Source organism: Vagococcus sp. WN89Y, assembly GCF_052220145.1.
Lineage (GTDB): Bacteria > Pseudomonadota > Gammaproteobacteria > Enterobacterales > Enterobacteriaceae > Kosakonia.
Genome location: NZ_JBQPOM010000022.1, coordinates 148,033 through 163,339 on the forward strand (window position 1 = coordinate 148,033; position 15,307 = coordinate 163,339).

17 protein-coding genes are annotated in these 15,307 nt (G+C 54.4%); 3 read left to right on the forward strand and 14 right to left on the reverse strand.

All coding sequences use genetic code 11. From position 1 onward, the window contains the following. Window positions 1–17 precede the first annotated feature (17 nt). Window positions 18–593, reverse strand: coding sequence for a hypothetical protein (locus ACTU3N_RS07870; RefSeq protein ID WP_443085574.1), 576 nt, complete (start codon window positions 591–593; stop codon window positions 18–20). A gap of 229 nt (window positions 594–822) precedes the next feature. Here ACTU3N_RS07870 and ACTU3N_RS07875 point away from each other — a divergent pair, with 229 nt between their 5' ends. After that, window positions 823–1,017 carry a hypothetical protein gene (locus tag ACTU3N_RS07875; RefSeq protein WP_443085575.1) on the forward strand — a complete coding sequence of 65 codons (195 nt, stop codon included), beginning with the start codon at window positions 823–825 and terminating at the stop codon, window positions 1,015–1,017. A 63-nt stretch (window positions 1,018–1,080) separates the two neighbouring features. On the opposite strand, the gene ACTU3N_RS07880 is transcribed toward ACTU3N_RS07875, so the two are convergent. Genes ACTU3N_RS07880 through ACTU3N_RS07900 form a run of 5 tightly spaced genes read right to left on the reverse strand, consistent with a single transcriptional unit; the run spans window position 1,081 to window position 5,818 of the window. After that, on the reverse strand, window positions 1,081–2,622 hold the full coding sequence (locus ACTU3N_RS07880) for a conjugal transfer protein TraG N-terminal domain-containing protein (protein ID WP_443085576.1): 1,542 nt from the start codon (window positions 2,620–2,622) through the stop codon (window positions 1,081–1,083). A 6-nt stretch (window positions 2,623–2,628) separates the two neighbouring features. Beyond that, window positions 2,629–2,985, reverse strand: a complete 357-nt coding sequence (locus tag ACTU3N_RS07885; RefSeq protein ID WP_443085577.1) for a hypothetical protein — start codon at window positions 2,983–2,985, stop codon at window positions 2,629–2,631. A gap of 4 nt (window positions 2,986–2,989) precedes the next feature. Continuing rightward, window positions 2,990–4,438 carry an integrating conjugative element protein gene (locus ACTU3N_RS07890; RefSeq protein ID WP_443085578.1) on the reverse strand — a complete coding sequence of 483 codons (1,449 nt, stop codon included), beginning with the start codon at window positions 4,436–4,438 and terminating at the stop codon, window positions 2,990–2,992. A 13-nt stretch (window positions 4,439–4,451) separates the two neighbouring features. After that, window positions 4,452–5,426 (reverse strand): TIGR03756 family integrating conjugative element protein, encoded by a 975-nt coding sequence (locus ACTU3N_RS07895; protein WP_443085579.1) that lies wholly within the window; start codon window positions 5,424–5,426, stop codon window positions 4,452–4,454. Beyond that, entirely contained in the window at window positions 5,423–5,818 is a 396-nt protein-coding gene (locus ACTU3N_RS07900) for a TIGR03757 family integrating conjugative element protein (RefSeq protein WP_443085580.1), read from the reverse strand. The genes ACTU3N_RS07895 and ACTU3N_RS07900 overlap by 4 nt, the downstream gene beginning before the upstream one ends. 162 nt (window positions 5,819–5,980) lie before the next feature. Here ACTU3N_RS07900 and ACTU3N_RS07905 point away from each other — a divergent pair, with 162 nt between their 5' ends. Together ACTU3N_RS07905 and ACTU3N_RS07910 are read left to right on the forward strand one after the other, a co-directional pair. Beyond that, entirely contained in the window at window positions 5,981–6,604 is a 624-nt protein-coding gene (locus ACTU3N_RS07905; RefSeq protein WP_443085581.1) for an ion channel, read from the forward strand. 158 nt (window positions 6,605–6,762) lie between these two features. Then, on the forward strand, window positions 6,763–7,413 hold the full coding sequence (locus tag ACTU3N_RS07910) for a DsbA family protein (protein ID WP_443085582.1): 651 nt from the start codon (window positions 6,763–6,765) through the stop codon (window positions 7,411–7,413). A gap of 171 nt (window positions 7,414–7,584) precedes the next feature. Here the strand turns inward: ACTU3N_RS07910 and ACTU3N_RS07915 are convergent, their stop codons facing one another. From ACTU3N_RS07915 to ACTU3N_RS07950, 8 genes are all read right to left on the reverse strand, one after another. Further along, a complete protein-coding gene (locus ACTU3N_RS07915) occupies window positions 7,585–7,692 on the reverse strand; it encodes a DUF1187 family protein (RefSeq protein WP_443085583.1) in 108 nt (35 codons plus the stop codon). A 377-nt stretch (window positions 7,693–8,069) separates the two neighbouring features. Then, on the reverse strand, window positions 8,070–8,471 hold the full coding sequence (locus ACTU3N_RS07920) for a hypothetical protein (protein ID WP_443085584.1): 402 nt from the start codon (window positions 8,469–8,471) through the stop codon (window positions 8,070–8,072). Then, the gene (locus ACTU3N_RS07925; RefSeq protein WP_443085585.1) at window positions 8,468–11,257 is read right to left on the reverse strand and encodes a conjugative transfer ATPase; all 2,790 of its coding nucleotides are present in this window, start codon (window positions 11,255–11,257) and stop codon (window positions 8,468–8,470) included. Before ACTU3N_RS07925 ends, ACTU3N_RS07920 begins: the two co-directional genes overlap by 4 nt. A 158-nt stretch (window positions 11,258–11,415) precedes the next feature. Next, the gene (locus ACTU3N_RS07930; protein WP_443085586.1) at window positions 11,416–11,829 is read right to left on the reverse strand and encodes a TIGR03751 family conjugal transfer lipoprotein; all 414 of its coding nucleotides are present in this window, start codon (window positions 11,827–11,829) and stop codon (window positions 11,416–11,418) included. Window positions 11,830–11,840: 11 nt separating this feature from the next. Beyond that, complete coding sequence (locus ACTU3N_RS07935) at window positions 11,841–13,343, reverse strand: TIGR03752 family integrating conjugative element protein (RefSeq protein WP_443085587.1); 1,503 nt, start codon at window positions 13,341–13,343, stop codon at window positions 11,841–11,843. Further along, window positions 13,333–14,283 (reverse strand): TIGR03749 family integrating conjugative element protein, encoded by a 951-nt coding sequence (locus ACTU3N_RS07940; protein WP_443085588.1) that lies wholly within the window; start codon window positions 14,281–14,283, stop codon window positions 13,333–13,335. Before ACTU3N_RS07940 ends, ACTU3N_RS07935 begins: the two co-directional genes overlap by 11 nt. After that, window positions 14,280–14,933 (reverse strand): TIGR03746 family integrating conjugative element protein, encoded by a 654-nt coding sequence (locus ACTU3N_RS07945; RefSeq protein WP_443085589.1) that lies wholly within the window; start codon window positions 14,931–14,933, stop codon window positions 14,280–14,282. Before ACTU3N_RS07945 ends, ACTU3N_RS07940 begins: the two co-directional genes overlap by 4 nt. Next, on the reverse strand, window positions 14,930–15,295 hold the full coding sequence (locus tag ACTU3N_RS07950) for a TIGR03750 family conjugal transfer protein (RefSeq protein ID WP_443085590.1): 366 nt from the start codon (window positions 15,293–15,295) through the stop codon (window positions 14,930–14,932). The genes ACTU3N_RS07945 and ACTU3N_RS07950 overlap by 4 nt, the downstream gene beginning before the upstream one ends. Window positions 15,296–15,307 lie beyond the last annotated feature (12 nt).

Here is a 15,307-nt window from a genome sequence, read left to right on the forward strand (position 1 = left end):
TAACCCTGTCCATAATACTATCTGACTCTTCCCTCTGCCACATCCTTCACGCGTTTAAATAATGGTTCAAGAAACGCTTCTTTAAGATGCCCAGGTGCCGGAGATGCGTATGTTATATAGAGCCGACTTCCTTTACCATTTTTTTCAACTTCAATGGTAAGGTGATCATCAAACTGGCCACCATCCCAGTCACTCCCCATTTTGTAATAGCTACCAGGCATCGCATCCCATATATGTCCATTATCTTTTATTGCCGAAGCCTGCCATTTCCCATCAGTTGTTCCATTATTACGAATAGCGTCAACTTCCTCATTCGAATAAAATTTATAGTACCGCTTTAATCTTCCTGCGGCTGTATCAACATCAACAGGAATCTCCGTTACATTTTCCCGTTTTTCCCTTTTGGTCGGCGCTTTCTGTGACAGCCACGGCATGCCATTATCAGCAGTTGATGAATTATTATCACGTAATGCACCAGTCAAAGCAAAAGCACCATCACTGATTTGTTTGTTAACTGCGGCAATCTCGTCAACAGAACAGGCGGTTAACGTCAAACATGAGACACAAACACATAACAATTCTTTGCTCAGCATTTACACCTCCTTTTGAAACATTTATCAGTAGATTCTGTATGATTTTTCAACTGTATTTATACAAAAAAGGAGCGTGATCACAACATTAAATTTGTATCACAAGGCTGAAAATTAAGAGTTTTCTTATAGCAATCTACTGGTCGGATAATATGTTAGCTTACACATTTACCATACAGGATGTATGGTAGCATTAAGTTGCTATTATGGGCGTCCAAGAGAGGAGCAAGCTATGAATATGTTACTGAAAAAGATCCTTTGCGTACTCTTGCCAGATCCAGCCCCTGATGAAACCAAAGACTCAACGAATTCTCTTAATGAGGATCATAATGAAGTCACCTTGGATTTATCTTACAAATCACCATATATATCCGAAATTGAGACTCCATTTACTTCACCAACACAAATAAAAACGCCTTTCATATAGCGAAAAGATAAATTTATTCAATAAAAGTCCAGCATAAGTAGTACTGGACTTTTTATTCTTTCGTTATTTATTCATTCCTTTATCGATTCCTTTCGAAAAAGAGTCAATTCCACCAGATGCAATATCACCACCTTTTGATGCCGCTTGGAATGTATGGCTTGTTCCTTTCCCAAAAGAATCACCGACTACAGAACCAACGCTAAACCCAGCCCAAGAGAGTGCCCCAAGCCAGACGGCCGGTAACACCATAAACATCGTCCCCATTACCAGATTCATTATCAGGTCGTCCGACGTGTTCTGGAATCCCATCATATTGAACCGGGTATGCGTGTCCGAACTGTACAGTGCCGTCAGCATCCAGCTGTCAAGCCATCGTGCAAGCTCCCACCAGAACGTCAGAAAATTCAGCGCAAATACCACAAACGTCAGCGTGATCAGGGTTGACAACTCATATGCTGCAAACGCCAGAATCAGCGGCAACATGATATAAATTGCCATCAGCAGAATGGCCTGTACCATCGGCAGCGCCTGTCGCATCGCATCAAGCGCCGGAAACGCCCCTAGTGCGGCTACCGCACTGCCAGCCGTTCCCGAAATCCGTGCCACCGCATTCATGGTCGTCATGTCCGCATTGCCACCATATCCGCGGTAAACTTCTCCATCCTGAGAAATCGTCAGATTCGCCGGACTCACCAGCCGCCGGACAACTTCTTCCTTATAATCAACCTTGCTGCTGCCAATCATTTTCATCGCTGCTGACAACCGCAGCCAGTAACTGTCACTGACTTCCGCAATCACACGCTCCCTCAGACCATTATCTGCTGCCAGCCACCACTCATTACATGTCGGATACCCTCCACGTCCCGTATTCGGGCGCCCGCTGTCCCGCGATTCATTCCAGGGAAAAGCGGCCCGGGGTAATTTTGACTGCAGCGTCATGTAATCCCCCTTCATAAACGTGATACTGCCTATCCACGAAATATCTGAGAGGAGTTTTTTATCCTTAGTCTGTCCCTGATCCCTTTGTTTCCACATATACAGAGCCAGTGAATAGCAGTCATTGGTAAAATCCTGAAGTTCATCTGCCAGGGCACGATTTTCAATAAACGTTCGCTGGACTTCAAAACGCAACTGGCGCAAATCTGGCCGACAGGGAATCGACGCAACCGCTGCCTGCGTCACCCCCTTGGATAATTTATGAACCATCACCCACCAGATCGGTGCTGCTGCCGTCCGATCTTCAAGACTGGAAATCACACCACTGTAGCCGGTATCTCCGGGATCTTTCGGTGTCCAGGTCCCGCATGTTCTTGCCCGCGTTTTGTCAAACTTAATACTGTCAAGACTGACCTGAACCAGAGGAACACAACAGACAATCATGACGAAAAAAGCACCGTAAAAAACATTCTCAATACGGGGCAGCGAAAGTAATCCCTTGTTACCTTCGTCTTCCCCCTCTTCCCGGACTTTCAACCAGATCCCAATAACCTTAAATACCAGCGGCAGCGCAAACAACCCGGTACTGATTAGCACATCCCACAGGCCATTATTCACCATCCAGCCCAGCAGGGTCAGAAAATATTCCAGATAGTTATTTGTGGTCATAACGCATCAACGCCCCGGCCCAGCAAAAATGGAGTATTCACACAAAAGAACAAACAAAACACTGACTGTGGCCATACGAAGAAAAGGAGCCCGGTATTCCGGTCTGAAACCCGGGGCATGCCAGATTTTCCATCCCCACCATCCGAGTGCACAGTAGACACACAGACGCCAGATCAGCCAGTCATAACGAGTCTCATACATCCATTCACGCAGGGCAGCAAAACCCCCGGCATGGCGAATACCTGTATTCGCCAGCCACAAAGAAAACACGATGATACCTGCCAGTAGCAGCAGATACAGTATAAGCATCTTCCCCTTCCTTTTTAGCTGGCCGCGCATTCCTGCTCCCGTATTCCCACTCATCACCTTACTCCTCATCGGGGGCCTCCAGCGTATGCATACGGCTGTCGACATTATCTGCCGGCTGGATCATCGGATTGTTCCCCACTCGCTCGTTATCCCGTTCAATAATGGTCAGCACACTGTTACGGGCCAGTTCACGCTTCAGCTCCATCTCGTTTTTCAGCGCCATAATCTCCCGGTCCAGTGCCTCAATACGGCGTTCTCCTTCTTCAACCGCGGCATCCTGCGCTGCGGCATACGGCTCCGACATCCCTGTTATAATCATTCTGCGCATCAGCAGCGCTGTCTCCACTGTATCTGCCATTGCCAGTTCACCGGCCAGGCGTCCGGTCAGCGCAGCATTATCCTGATCCCGCTGCAGGGCCTTAATAACCCCGGCCGTTACGGTCAGACTACCGGACCGGAGTTTTGCCAGATTTGTTGCTGTCGGTTTTTCGGTACCATTGACTAGCTTCACCAATTGTTCTGTATTTACTTTTACGGCCTCTTCCAGCATCGGGGTAAATCCGGTCCCGGCAACCGCTCCCCCCGGCTGTTGGTCTTCATCCCCGCTGGTACATTCCGCTGCATTCCCACAGGTCCGCATGGAACGATCGCCCAGAACTTTCACCACCGCCTTTGCCGCCTCTTCAGCGTTGCTGAACTTACTGCAGATACTTCCGGTACAGCTGGCGGCACCGACCGTTGATGTACTGGTGACCGGCAGGTTGTTCATCATGTTAAAACCCGCCGCGGCCAGATCATGAGTGGGACGAATAGCTGGCTGCCCTGCACCACCACGGGCCTGCCCACCAATCCATTTCCGGCCTTCTTTTCCGGTGGCCTTACGACCGGCATCATCCCCCCGGATGGCATCACCATCCCCTGTGTTCACGATTTTTTTGTACTCATCCAGCATCGCAGCCTGTGTCCACTTGCTGCTGTCCGAGAACTCCATCATGCGCTTCGCCATGTTCTGGCAGTTCAGCTGAGCCTTGTCAAACGCCACATTCGCCTGCAGCACACCGTTGGTCAGGGCGTCATACAGACCCGGATTGGCCCTCTGGATAACCATCGCCGGCAGGCTGGCCACCACACCCGTCGCCCCCTGTATCACATCCCCCATCAGGTTTTTAAAACCGTCCGTCACCCCGTTCAGCTGGTTACCCACCGTGGTTTTCAGGTCAAAGTTGCCGCACATCAGGTTGCTGCTCCAGCCAACGTCCACGCCGAGCTTCTTCATATTGCTCCGGGTCGCCGGCTGCGATATCACTGACCCACCGCCAAGGGTGTAAAACAGCTTGTCCGAGATGGCGCCGTCAATGGACTTTCCGTATCCGATGGCACTGTCATTCACCTGTGGCAGGGAGAGACCGAACGTACCGCGTTCATTCTCCGTCGCACCGGCCATTGTGCTGCAGGCCAGCATAACTGCCAGTGCCACGACGTTTGTCAGTTGTGGTTTATGCTTCATGAGTTGTTTTCCTCTAAAAATTCGTACTGCCCAGGAATTTCTGGCCCCGTTTCTGGCAGCAGCTGTACGGGCGCCACAAGGCAAAAGAGGCATTAGCGTCCTCCGGTGCAACATGGCTGCCATCCGGGAACACGGCACAGGATGAAGAAACGGAAGGGGTCAGGCGCTGCCACTTGTGATTACGGGTACCGGTGTTTTCTTCCACCGCTTCCGGTGGCCAGTAGCCATCTTTTTTTCGGCCTTTCAGTGACTGATAGACGTGGGGTTCACCGGTGCGGGTGATAATATCCGCCACCCGCTGGGCAATCAGGGCAGATGCTTTGTCATCATCGGTCTGACTGATAAAACCGGAACGGGGGTAGATATTTCCCCACATGTCCGCATTACGCTGGCTCCCCAGCTCCCGTCTGCCGGGTATCATTGCTTCGGGCCAGAGGGATTCGGGCATGCCGGTGCGCCAGGCAAGACTGTCCAGCGTACTGAGAAAATAAGGCATCAGTGGTATGGCGGCAGACTCGCACGAATACCCGGGAATACTGCCCCCGATAAGCAACGTGGCCGGATGCCCCAGGGCATCCGCGTATTTGAAACGGATGGCGGATTTACGTTGCCCCGGCAACTTCATATCAGCCGGATTTCCCCCGCCGGCAGACAGTCCGGCAATCCCGTTGCTGATAACGTTTTCCACGCCACCAGATGTCTGACTGACCAGTGCCATCTCCCGCCAGGGATTACCGCCCGGTGCGGTATAGGTGGAAACCACCGCTTCAGGAATAAAATGTGAGACCTTTACGGACGTCCGGACCTTACAGCCGAAGGGCGTACAGTACAGCCAGTAGCAAACACCACTGACCCGCCAGCTGATGCAGCTCTGAGAGACCGCACCAGCGACTATCTGTGCCGTATTCAGGGAGGCGTCAGCCACGGAAACAGCCGCTGTCCACAGCAAAAGTGCACCGGCACAACGTCGTACACACACGCCCGTCATGGCTGACCTCCCTGGTCCCGGAGCCATTTAGCCTGTGTCACATCCGTGGTGCCATACACCACCTTCCGGTCATCGAACACCACCGCAGGATATTTCTTAAGCCCCAGCGCCCAGGCATAGGTCACCTGGCGGTAACGTTCTGCAAGGTCAGCCTGCACAGAGTGCCATTCAGAAGACTGCATGTGCGCACGAACAACAGCCTCAGCCGCTTCAGGGTCAGCCGGTAACGGGCCAAAAAAAGTGTCCTGCAGCTGCTGTGGCCCGTCGAGCAACACGACATGCACGTCAGGAGGCAGATTAACCGGCAGGTGTGCCGAATCAGTGTAAAGAGTGGTTCCGGCAAAGACTATCGCCGGTAAAGACAGAAGAGTACAAAATAACATCCGGTGCATAGAATGACTCCGTTAGACAATACTTGCCTGACAGCGTGCGCAGAACCGGAAGTGAGATCATCAATAAATTCAAAACCGGAAACTGAAAATTTCTCAGGCTTTCCCGACAGAATCCATTTTTATTATGCTCTGTGGTATCTGAAAGACGGAGATACTTCCTTTATGTTAATGATCATGAAACAACACAAATTCGCTTTTCTTCTCGCTGCACTGCTGAGCACCTTCTTTCTCAATCTGTTTCCTCTGAACGCTACAGGGTACAATCTGAACGACGTATTACAGATTGCTGCAGGCGTTAATCTGCTGCAACGCCGCCATCAGGTCATTTCACTTATTGTGTTGCTGATAATTTTTGCCACCACACACTGGTTGCACACAGTCAGCGCCATGACACTGCTGTACTACGGGAGTTATCTGGTCTTTTTCCTTATCCTGTCCGTGATTGTGTTCCGCCAGGTGATTTTCTCTGCCCGGATAAACACAGAGTCCGTCTGCGCTGCGCTGAGTGGTTTTCTGCTTATTGGATATATGGGATTCTTTATGTTTTCTGCGATAGAAAGCCATATGCCTGGCGCGTTCCGGGGCCTGTCGCATGACGAGCTGCAGATGATGAATGAACTCTTTTATTATTCTTTCATCAGCATCCTGACGGTAGGATATGGCGATATTGTGGCCGTCAGCTGGCCAGCCCGTAATGCCACCATTCTGGTCATTCTCACAGGCTATATATACTCACTGGTCTTTATTGCCCGCATCGTCAGCGGATTTTCTGTGTCAGACAAATAGCCCTATTAAATAAACTTTGATGTATTATAACTCTCTGCCACCTGTATCAGTAAGTGGCAAAATGAAGGGGCAGCGGGACGCTGTTTACTGAAGTACAGACCGTCAGCAGACTCGCCGCCATTGTTCTGTATCTGATTGTATAACCTGTAAACATGACATTGATACCTGCAAAATTAACAACCAGCGCCCTGCTGGCCTTATCCCTGTTTTTCACTGTGAGTCAGTCCGGACAGGCATCCGTCACCCTGGCTGAAGGCAAACAATACACAAGACTGGACCGCCAGGTAAAAGAGGCTCCGCCTGTTGTGGAATTTTTCTCGTTCTATTGCCCGGCATGCAACAGCTTCTACAGTCCCTACCAGGTCAGTAAAAATATTGAAATAATATTGCCGGAAGGTGTGAAAGTTGAAAAATATCACGCCAGTTTTATGGGGGCGATGGGAAAGCAACTCACTCAAGCCTGGTCCATTGCCAAAGCCCTTGGCGTGGAAGATAAAGTGGAAGGACCGCTGTTTGAAGCCGTACTGAAACACCGTTCGGTAAAAAGCGAAGATGACATCAAAGCCGTATTTGTTCAGGCCGGCGTTGATGCCAGCGAATTTGATGCTGCCAGAAACAGCTTTATGGTGAAAACGCTGACCGCACGCCAGGAGAAGGCCGCTGAAGAATTTGGTCTTACCGGAACGCCGTCTTTTTATGTCAACGGTAAGTACCACATTAAAAACAACGGCATTAAAGACGGTTCCACCGAAGGCTACGGAAAGGAATTTGCTGAAGTTGTGCATCAGTTGATGACAACAAACCCCTGATACCTTCAGGTTATTACACAGGCTCTGTCACCACATCTCAGCCCTGCAGACAGTGCCTGTTTATTACCACTATTCAACCAGCTCCGGGGGGCGCAGTTCACAGCTAAAATCCTCCACCCTGACTGTATCGCCAGAGGAGCGCCCGTCCTCCTTCGGGATGAAAAATATCTTCTAACGCTCTACCCGGGTCATTTTGCTTTTTGAATAACGGATCCATTTGACCGGCAGATTGCCGGGGCTGGTTGCCGTTGCAGTAATTTTATAACGCGCTGTCATCATTCCTTCTCTGATGCCTGTAATACACCATCGACTGAGCCATCACCAGTGACGTAAGCGCGAAAAAAAGTCAGCGGAGCGGTAATGACTCATGCGATGGCATACTAAAAAAGCCCGCCATTCCTGCAGGCAAATTATCCTGAATAATGGAAAGCCAATGAAACAACACACAACCGATGAGATATTGCCCGGAGCTTTCGGCTAATTTCAACCCCGCGAAAAGGTTTCAGAATTTTTCTGAAAATTTCAGTTTCAGATATAACACACCGCACTGGAGCACGGTAAAAAGGAAAACGTGGGTATTGGTAAAAGTGGAATGCATAACAAAAGTGTCTGCCCTCTGATAATAATGAAAGTTATCCATCGTCTAATATCCCGGATTATTTTTCAGATTTTTTCATCAGCTGTGTATTCAGCCACAGCACCAGATAAAACGCATCCACCGTATCCGGTACCGTCAGGTACCAGCGGGGATGCGCGTAATCACTCTCTGCAGGCCAGCCTGACTGACCACTCACCGTCAGCAGAATATCCACCTGCCCGCCTGAAGCTCCCTCCAGGTGAAGTGCCACACTGTTGCTGAATCCCACGCGGTGCGGATGGCAGGTCATCCTGACCGGCGCGGTCAGCCGCTGCCGGATATGATCCAGCAGTATCATAAGCTGTGCATGGTCATCCGCTGTCAGGCTGGCCGCGCCCTGCACCTCCACACAGAACAGCCCCGGTAACGGTTTTGCAGTTTCTGTGCTCAGGCTCAGCATCGGGTATTTCAGTATCATCATCCCCTTACCTCCCCGTCACTCAGCCCACGCAGGCGGTCCAGTTTCCGGGCAACCAGGAAGGCCGCCTCCAGCTCGCTGCACTGATGTGCTTTCATTAATGTCCGGCGCTCCGCCTTCTCCTCCTTCTCCGTCATCCCCAGCGCCAAGTAAATACTCGGTGGGACCACCCGGAACAGCGCCTCCACCTTCTTCGCCAGTACCACCCCTTCCGTGTAACACCCCGACAGTTTGCTGGCTGACAGCAGTACCGCCTTCTGCTCTTCCGTCAGGGCCTTAAAGCGGGCAATGTTATTCACCTCCTCCGGCGGCATGGTCAGACACACCCACCACTCGGCCATATTCAGCATCTTCTCGGCGACATCCGGATAGTCCTTCAGGTTCTGCGTGGCCAGCCACAGCCAGGCACCCAGCTTGCGCCACATTTTCACCACCTTGGTTTTGTACGGCGCCAGTAACGGATTTGCCGTCACAATGTGTGCCTCATCCACAACAAACAGGATATCCCGCCCCAGATACTGATCGCGCTCCGCAATGTTGTTAATCATGTTCGTCATCGACACCATGGTCAGCGCCATCTGCGCTTCATACCCTTCACGGGCCAGATGCCCCAGGTCAACCAGCGTCACATCCGCTTCCGGCCACAGCGCCCCTTCCCGGTTAAACAGCTCCGCCTCAAAGCTGCCCGGCTGGGTGAACATCCCCAGCGCTTCCGCCATCTCTGCCGCTTTCATCCGCCGGAGTTCATTTCGCTGACTGTCCCGGGAGATTTCCCACAGTGCCGACTGCAAATCCGCTGGCAGCATCTGGCGCCCCTCCCGGTACGTGGCGTGTGTGGACATCAGCAGGGCTTCGCGGATCATCGCCCTGTCCGCCCGCTTGAGTGCAGCCTCTTCCTTCGGATCTCCCCCGGTGATCATCATGCGGGCAGAGATTTCCATTTCACCCAGAATATCGCGCTGATCCTCCTCTTCATCCCCCTCATCAATCTCTGGCAGCGCCTGCTCATCCACATCCTGCAGAACCTGCCCTTCCTCAACCAGTTTATACGCATCCGCAAACGGAGGCAGGCTGACGCCGGTACCCGGTTTCACGCTGATTTTGTTGACGCTCAGCCCGAGACTCTCAAAATAATCGGCCAGCAACCCGAATGAGTTTCCGGCTTCGGCAATAAATAACCGGGGACGGTGCACCGCCATCATCTGGGAGAGTACAGCACACAGCGTGGCAGACTTTCCTGCACCGGTCGGACCAAACAGCAGCAGATGTGCGTTCTGGGTGCGATCCAGTTTATTCAGCGGATCAAAGGTCAGCACATCCCCTCCCCGGTTAAAGAAGCTGAACCCGGGATGACCGGTGCCCGTCTCCCGCCCGGTCACCGGCAGGAGCCCCGCCAGATGCTGCACCCACATCAGACGCGTGTACCACTGCTTCCTGTCCGTATCCGGGTCAAAACACATGGGCAGCGCGCGCAGCCAGCTGTTCAGCGGCCCCACATCAAACTCCGGACGCACCGGATGCAGACCGGCCCCCAGCAAAGCTGTGTTCAGGGCCACCCGCTTATGCTTCAGGCTGTCCATATTCTCTGCCCGTAACAGAAAGCTGATCCCGGCCCGGTAGAGCTTGTGGCGGTTCCCCAGATATTCCTTCACTGTTGCCACATCCTGACGGGCCCGGATTGACTCCGTGTTTTCCCCGACCGCATTTTTTGACAGGCGGGTGAAACGCTCTTCCAGTGTGTCCTGCGGCTGTACCACAATGGTCATGCACAGCAGAGTGCCTTCGGGAAAGGTATCCATCAGGGCATTCACTGTCTTTTCACCCCGCCCCTTCTCACCGGTCAGTGTGCCGGGCTCCGGTGGCGTACGCAGTTTCTCCACCACCACGGCGGTGTGCGGAAGTCCGTCCAGCCACCACACGCCGTTTTCCGGATCAGACACCGGCGGCGTGAACCAGAGGGTTTCCGCAAAATCGGCCATCACCGGCATCATTCCCTCCTGCGGCTCTGCCCGGGAGGCCAGACGGTACAGCGTATCCCTGTCCACCCACTCCGGACGGGGATTGAACAGCCTGAGCAGCCAGCCATGAACCTGCAGACCGTTCATGCGGGTGCAGCGCACGCCAGCACCACCCAGTGCCCCCACCACGCGTTCACACACCTGATTCAGCATCGCCACCGGCGGCATCGGATCATGGTTGTTTTTCCCGATACGGCGGTACACCACCATCCGGGTCCGTCGCTGCTGACCACGCCAGAGCTGCCCGGTAACCAGCGTGTCCGTGAAGAGTCCTTCCGGACGGGCGATCCCCCGCAGATGACGTTCCATCTCTTCCAGCCAGGCTTCCGTAAAGGCCGTACGCTGCGCATGGGGCTTCACATACCCTTTCAGATGGTCAAGGTACGCATCCACATCATTTTCATCCTGACAGAAGAACTGCACCACCCAGGGGTGGCTGTCGTATTCATCAAAGCTGTCCTGCAGGGCATCCTCCACCGTGTCACGGATTTGTTCCAGACGTTCCGCCGTGCGCCCTTCTGTGGCAGCCGGTGTCACCTCATATACCGCCCCGACCGACACACCATCATCCAGCAGCAGGCACTGTTCCTCATCCAGGTATTCCACCCAGGGCAGAAAATCAATAATGGACGGGCCCGCATGGTAAATCTTTGCCTCCGCCTGGCGGGTCATACGCCCGGGACGGGGCAGGTTACGAGGGATACTGTCGTCACCGGCTCCAGCCTGATGAGTGCACTCTGCTGACGCAGCCGTCTCTGTAGACGCTGCCATCTTCACTTTCTTTTTAAACAATGGAAAAACCATCTGGTTGATACGAACGCATCCCGCCTGTCTGACATAACAGTCTTTCAGCGTTCCCCCTTAAAATGCGTTGTTAAACCACCGGTATCGTGCAGCTCCCGGCACAATCACCATACTCATCCTGCCCGTCAGAACGCCGCGGTGCGTTCACCAGGCATCGCATACTGCGTCTGGCTGTAAAACGAAAACACCGTGCTGTATCCCGGTACCGGTGAATTCCCGTCCGCAAGGTGCGGAAAGACATACATCACCATGTCCGGGTTAGGCAGGCGTGGAAACTGCTGACTGATTTCACTCTCCTGTGTCCGGCTGTAACTGAGGTCTGTCTGCGCAGCGTACTGCTGTTCCGTTTCTGTCAGTGGGCGGCGCAGCGTGTCGCGGGATGCAGCAGCATAACGTGCACTTCCACTGTCCGCCTGCCTCTGCCAGATTTCCAGCATCGTCTGGTCACCGGCGGGCAGCAGTTCCTCTTTTGATGTCGCACAGCCGGACAATGTCAGCGTGACGGTAATCAGGGTCATTACAGAAAAAAAATGCTTCACGGTTTACTCCCTCAGTCCAGACCACCCTGTGCGTCCGCCTCTCCCGGCAGGGTGAAGTCATAACGCACCTTACGGCCCTGGTCTTCGTAATCAATCGCCAGCTGGCGGGTGATGTGAACGGCCAGCCTTTTTCCCGGTGGCACATAAATGGCATCAAACGTCTGCCCGTAACGCTGCTTCACCCACTCTGCTGTCTCATTCATTCCGCCGGAAATTGCCTTACCCAGTGCCGCCTCCCCGGCACTGCCGGTCAGCGTGGAAGAAAGGCCGTTGACGTTATTCTGCGTGGTGTACTGCCCCTGACTCAGGGCCTCACCAGCCGCCCCTGCGGCAGACAGACCAAAAATGGTGGGCAGGTATGTGGCAGCATTGGATTTACGGGTGCCACTGATACACGGAATGCCATCCTCATCCGAAATCCAGCCAATGCCGCCGGTGTTATTCCCGTTCTTCGTATTCTGGTTGCTGTTGGTGGTGCCGTTCACATCCGGTGCCGGCAGCGTGCGAACCCGCCCGTCAGCAAACACAAAGGTGATACTGTTCACCTGTCCCCGCACACAGGAGAGCGTCCAGTCACCACTGGCGGTACCGGACACCACGGCCCCTTCCACATCCGGCAGTTCAATGCCGTTGGCGGTCAGGTTGTCCTTACCGATAAGCACCTTGAACGGATAAGGGTCTGTCACCGTGCCGTTAAACGGCACCCGCCCCAGCAGGGCCGTCATTGCCCGGCTCCCGACCAGGGTGGCATTTTCCGGCAGGGTGTAGACGGCCTGTGTGGTGGCCTGTTGTTTCTCGTTACTGTATCCCTTAACCTGCTGTTCATACGCTGCCTTCTGGCGGGTCAGCGGGTTATCATCCAGAAAGGAGGAGGGGAAACGGGGACCACTTTTGCCCCCTGCCACATCCCGTGGGTCAGGCTGTGACTGGTCAGCCGGCGTCACCCACATCAGGCCATCGGCCCCCTGTGACACCGTGCTTCCCGGAGAACCACTCAGTCCGTCAAGCCCCAGCCCGAGGGGAATATCGCTGTCGGTACTGCTGTTCGCATCCGCCTTACCGGAGTGCCCCTGTTGTGACAGCTGTTCCGTCAGGGACTGCACCTTTGCCATCAGGGTGTTCTGCTCGTTCTGCAACTGGCGCTGCTTCTCCTCATAACTTTTCTGCAGCCCGGCCACGGCATCGTTCAACTGACCAGACACATCCGTGCCGCGTTTGCGCAGTTGTTCATTCTCCTTCAGCAGTTTGCTGTTCTGTTCGTCCAGCGTCTGCTGACGTTCACGTACCTGATTGAGACGCCCGATAAGCGTGCGCAGGGTGTCCTCCGGCGTGTCACCCTCAACACCCAGCGCCTTCAGCTCCTCCTGAGACAGAGCCCCCGGAACCTGTGTCTGCTGTGCTGACGGGTCTGATGACGACGCGGAATCACCACAGCCTTTAAGCCCGATGAATACCCCGCCCACCACCACAACGGGCACCACAAATTTGACCAGCGTGTTGGATTTAATCTGCACGGCTCACCTCCCTGCGGGCGCTGCCCCCGGCCTTACGTACTGCAGTGGCATTACGCCGGACTGGCTCTGCGATAAACGCCCTGTCCGGTCTGCCCTCTGTCACCAGATACAGTGTTGTGGTGTCCTCCGGTGTGCCGGCGGCCCCCAGCCAGCGGTGCTGGAACGTGGCGGTCACAAAGTTTCCCTGCAGTGCCCTGGGGTCCAGCACCACCTTACGGCTGACCGTACTGGTGAGCTTCAGTGCCACCACCGTGCGCCCACCGGCTCCCCATGCCGCCAGTGGCGTGACGGTCAGCGGCTCTGACGGATACAGGGTGGTGATGCGCCCGGGCAGGTGATGACTGACCGTGTGAACACCCGGCACCGCCTCCAGAGTCCTGAGCGGGGCATACAGGGACTGGGCGGCGTAACGGGTCAGCAGCACCGGCAGGGGCGCGCTGTAACGAACCGGCTGACGACGGGCCTGCGTGCCGTCAGCCTGTCCCGGTACCCGCGACTGACCGGCGGATGTTTTGCCGGATGAGGACGCCGGTTTCATCAGGTCAGTCGCCTGACTGACCGTGCTGACCTCACCGTCATACACAATACGTACCGGCTCAGAAGGTCCCTGTTCACCGGCGGTGACATCGAGCAGAATCATTTCCCCGGTCTCCACATCCTGCAACTGCAGCCGTGTCTGTGGAAAGGCACTGTCCGCCTTCAGGTACACGGCACCACCGGTACTCTGTACCCGCAGCTTACCGTTCAGTGCCGGCGGGAATCCCACCCGCACATTTTTGTCCGCAAAAATCACCCGCTCCTGCCCCACCTTCAGTGGTACGGATAACGGAATACGCTCCCACTTCATCAGTTCGTCAGCATGCAGCGCAAACGGGGGTATCAGTAACGGCAGCGCAATCAGACTCCCCCTAATCAGACGACAAACGTTGCCCTTTATCACTGTGTCCCTCCGGCAGCCGGCGCGGCTTCCAGCCGTTGTGGTGTGCTGCTGTAGCAGTCAAGCGCCATCCCGAAAGGGTTATGCTCCGGGTCTCCCTCCCAACGCACCACTTTCAGGGGATAACGCACCAGCGCACGTTTGACCGGCTCGGCATGAAAATACTCATCCGCCACCAGGTCCAGACGTACCAGCCAGTTATCCCGGCCCTGTACAGTGACCGGATTTTTGTTGTAGCGGCCACCGTACCCGTGTTCAGGAATTTCATACACCACGCGCACACGGTCGAGCAGTTCCCCCGCATCCTTACGACGGCGGGCATCGCTCTCCATCAGTTCACGGCATGACGGCGTCAGATAGGCTGACAGGGCATGAATTTTAGCCGGGTAATCCACCTCACCGTTCTTCGGCCAGGCATTCAGCTGCTGGAAGATATAAAAGGCAAAGGAGTAAACTGTTGACGGAGGCACTTCCCACCACGGACGGGTACTGCCGGAACGTAAATCCGGCGGGTTATGAATGGTCAGACGGCTGGGGGCAGTCATCCAGCCGAGACAGGCCAGCAACAGAAATCCTGCCAGCACGGCACTGATAATGCGCAGGCTGCGGATATGCTGGTCTCTGTCCTGAAGGGCATGACGAAAACGACTCATAAAACTCTCCTTACCGGCCGGGAACGGCGCAGGGACCAGCCCTGCGCCACCATAATCAGTGATGAACGACCCATACCGGCACGACACTTTTTCTCCTCCAGCCGCTGCCAGAGCCAGTTATCCGGCTTGCCACGCTTCATCCGGGTGATCCAGCTTCCCCCAAACCAGATCAGCAGCAACGGCGTGACCATCATCCCGGTCGGGATAATCACCCAGCCTGCCAGCGGAAGCAGCGGTAACGGCCAGAGCAGGCCGAGACCGGCACCACTCAGTGCAGCCAGCCCCAGCTCTGGCGTGGTAAAGCCCCGGAACACAGCCGGCTCCACGTTAAGGCGATCGGGTAAAAAATGAATGGTCTGCATGGGCGGCGTTCC